The sequence below is a fragment of the Clostridium fungisolvens genome (assembly GCF_014193895.1).
Taxonomy (GTDB): domain Bacteria; phylum Bacillota; class Clostridia; order Clostridiales; family Clostridiaceae; genus Clostridium_AR; species Clostridium_AR fungisolvens.
In genome coordinates this window covers 1-2,913 of the sequence record NZ_BLZR01000006.1, presented here as the reverse complement: position 1 = coordinate 2,913, position 2,913 = coordinate 1, and the positions used below count along the sequence as shown (strand labels likewise).

The 2,913-nt window shown below is 50.6% G+C and carries 1 rRNA gene; it reads left to right on the top strand.

Going from position 1 to position 2,913, the window contains the following annotated elements:
- The first annotated feature begins 2 nt into the window (after positions 1-2).
- Positions 3-2,908, top strand: a 23S ribosomal RNA gene (locus tag bsdtw1_RS23360).
- Positions 2,909-2,913: the final 5 nt, after the last annotated feature.

The window sequence follows — 2,913 nt, the reverse complement described above, 5'->3', positions numbered from 1 at the left end:
TAGGTCAAGCTACAAAGGGCGCATGGTGAATGCCTTGGCATCAAGAGCCGAAGAAGGACGTGACAAGCTGCGATAAGCTTTGGGTAGGCGCAAATAGCCTGTGATCCAAAGATCTCCGAATGAGGAAACTCACGTAGGTAACCCTACGTATCCTATAGTGAATACATAGCTATAGGAGGGTAAACCTAGGGAACTGAAACATCTAAGTACCTAGAGGAAGAGAAAGAAAAATCGATTCCGTCAGTAGCGGCGAGCGAAATCGGAAGAGCCCAAACCAAAGATTTATCTTTGGGGTTGCGGACAGAACATAACATTGGTGGCTATTGTAATTGAAGATATCTGGAAAGATACACCGTAGAAGGTAATAGTCCTGTAAGTGAAACAAGAAGACCATAGTTCTGCTCCAGAGTACCACGAGACACGTGAAACCTTGTGGGAAGCAGGGAGGACCACCTCCCAAGGCTAAATACTACTTGATGACCGATAGTGAAGAAGTACCGTGAGGGAAAGGTGAAAAGAACCCCGGGAGGGGAGTGAAATAGAACCTGAAACCGTGTGCCTACAACCGATCATAGCACCATATGTGTGTGATGATGTGCTTTTTGTAGAACGAGCCAACGAGTTACGGTATGTAGCGAGGTTAAGTACTTAAGGTACGGAGCCGAAGGGAAACCGAGTCTGAATAGGGCGACTAGTTGCATGCCGTAGACCCGAAACCGGGTGACCTATCCATGGCCAGGTTGAAGCGAAGGTAAAACTTCGTGGAGGACCGAACCACGTTGGTGTTGAAAAACCATGGGATGAGCTGTGGATAGCGGAGAAATTCCAATCGAACTCGGAGATAGCTGGTTCTCCCCGAAATAGCTTTAGGGCTAGCGTCGGATATGACTAATGGAGGTAGAGCACTGAATGGGCTAGGGGGCATATCGCTTACCGAACCTTATCAAACTCCGAATGCCATATAGTATTAGTCCGGCAGTCAGACTGCGAATGATAAGATCCGTAGTCAAAAGGGAAACAGCCCAGATCGTCAGCTAAGGTCCCAAAGTATAAGTTAAGTGGAAAAGGATGTGGGATTTCTAAGACAACTAGGATGTTGGCTTAGAAGCAGCCACTCATTAAAAGAGTGCGTAATAGCTCACTAGTCGAGAGATCCTGCGCCGAAGATGTTCGGGGCTCAAACTTATCACCGAAGCTACGGCTAGCAGATTTATCTGCTGGGGTAGGGGAGCGTCGTAATCGGGCTGAAGTCGTACCGTAAGGAGCGGTGGACTGATTACGAGTGAGTATGTTGGCATCAGTAGCGAGAACTAGGTGAGAATCCTAGTGGCCGAAAACCTAAGGTTTCCTCAGGAAGGCTCGTCCGCTGAGGGTTAGTCGGGACCTAAGCCGAGGCCGAAAGGCGTAGGTGATGGACAATCGGTTGATATTCCGATACTACTGCAAATCGTTATTACCGATGGAGTGACGCAGGAAGATAGAGTGTGCTAGCTATTGGATGCTAGTCTAAGCACTTAGGTATACAGGTAGGCAAATCCGCCTGTATTAGCTGAGGTGTGATGGGGAAGGCCTTTTAGGCTGAAGTACTTGATTCTACGCTGCCAAGAAAAGCTTCTAGGGAGAAATGTAGTACCCGTACCGCAAACCGACACAGGTAGGTGAGGAGAGAATCCTAAGGCCGGCGGAAGAATTACAGTTAAGGAACTCGGCAAATTGACCCCGTAACTTCGGGAGAAGGGGTGCCTACGAGAGTAGGTCGCAGAGAATAGGCCCAAGCAACTGTTTAGCAAAAACACAGGTCTCTGCTAAAGCGAAAGCTGATGTATAGGGGCTGACGCCTGCCCGGTGCTGGAAGGTTAAGGGGAATCGTTAGCGGTAACGCGAAGCGGTGAACTTAAGCCCCAGTAAACGGCGGCCGTAACTATAACGGTCCTAAGGTAGCGAAATTCCTTGTCAGGTAAGTTCTGACCCGCACGAATGGCGTAATGACTTGGGCACTGTCTCAACTGTAAATCCGGCGAAGTTGTAGTGCAAGTGAAGATGCTTGCTACCCGCGATTGGACGGAAAGACCCCGTAGAGCTTTACTGTAGCTTAGCATTGAGTTTCGGTATTGTCTGTACAGGATAGGTGGGAGACTTGGAAGCATCCTCGTTAGGGGATGTGGAGTCGTCCTTGGGATACCACCCTGACAGTACTGGGATTCTAACCGGGCACCATGAAGCTGGTGACGGGACATTGTTAGGTGGGCAGTTTGACTGGGGCGGTCGCCTCCAAAAAAGTAACGGAGGCGCCCAAAGGTTCCCTCAGAACGGTCGGAAATCGTTCGTAGAGTGCAAAGGCAGAAGGGAGCCTGACTGCGACACCCACAAGTGGAGCAGGGACGAAAGTCGGGCTTAGTGATCCGGTGGTACCTCGTGGGAGGGCCATCGCTCAACGGATAAAAGCTACCTCGGGGATAACAGGCTGATCTCCCCCAAGAGTCCACATCGACGGGGAGGTTTGGCACCTCGATGTCGGCTCGTCGCATCCTGGGGCTGAAGTAGGTCCCAAGGGTTGGGCTGTTCGCCCATTAAAGCGGCACGCGAGCTGGGTTCAGAACGTCGTGAGACAGTTCGGTCCCTATCCGTCGCGGGCGTAGGAAATTTGAGAGGAGCTGTCCTTAGTACGAGAGGACCGGGATGGACTGACCTCTGGTGCACCAGTTGTTCCGCCAGGAGCATAGCTGGGTAGCTACGTCGGGAAGGGATAAACGCTGAAAGCATCTAAGCGTGAAGCCCACCTCAAGATTAGATTTCCCATAGCGTAAGCTAGTAAGACCCCTCGAAGAACACGAGGTTGATAGGTCGGAGGTGTAAGCATGGTAACATGTTCAGCTGACCGATACTAATAGGTCGAGGGCTTGACCAATACAA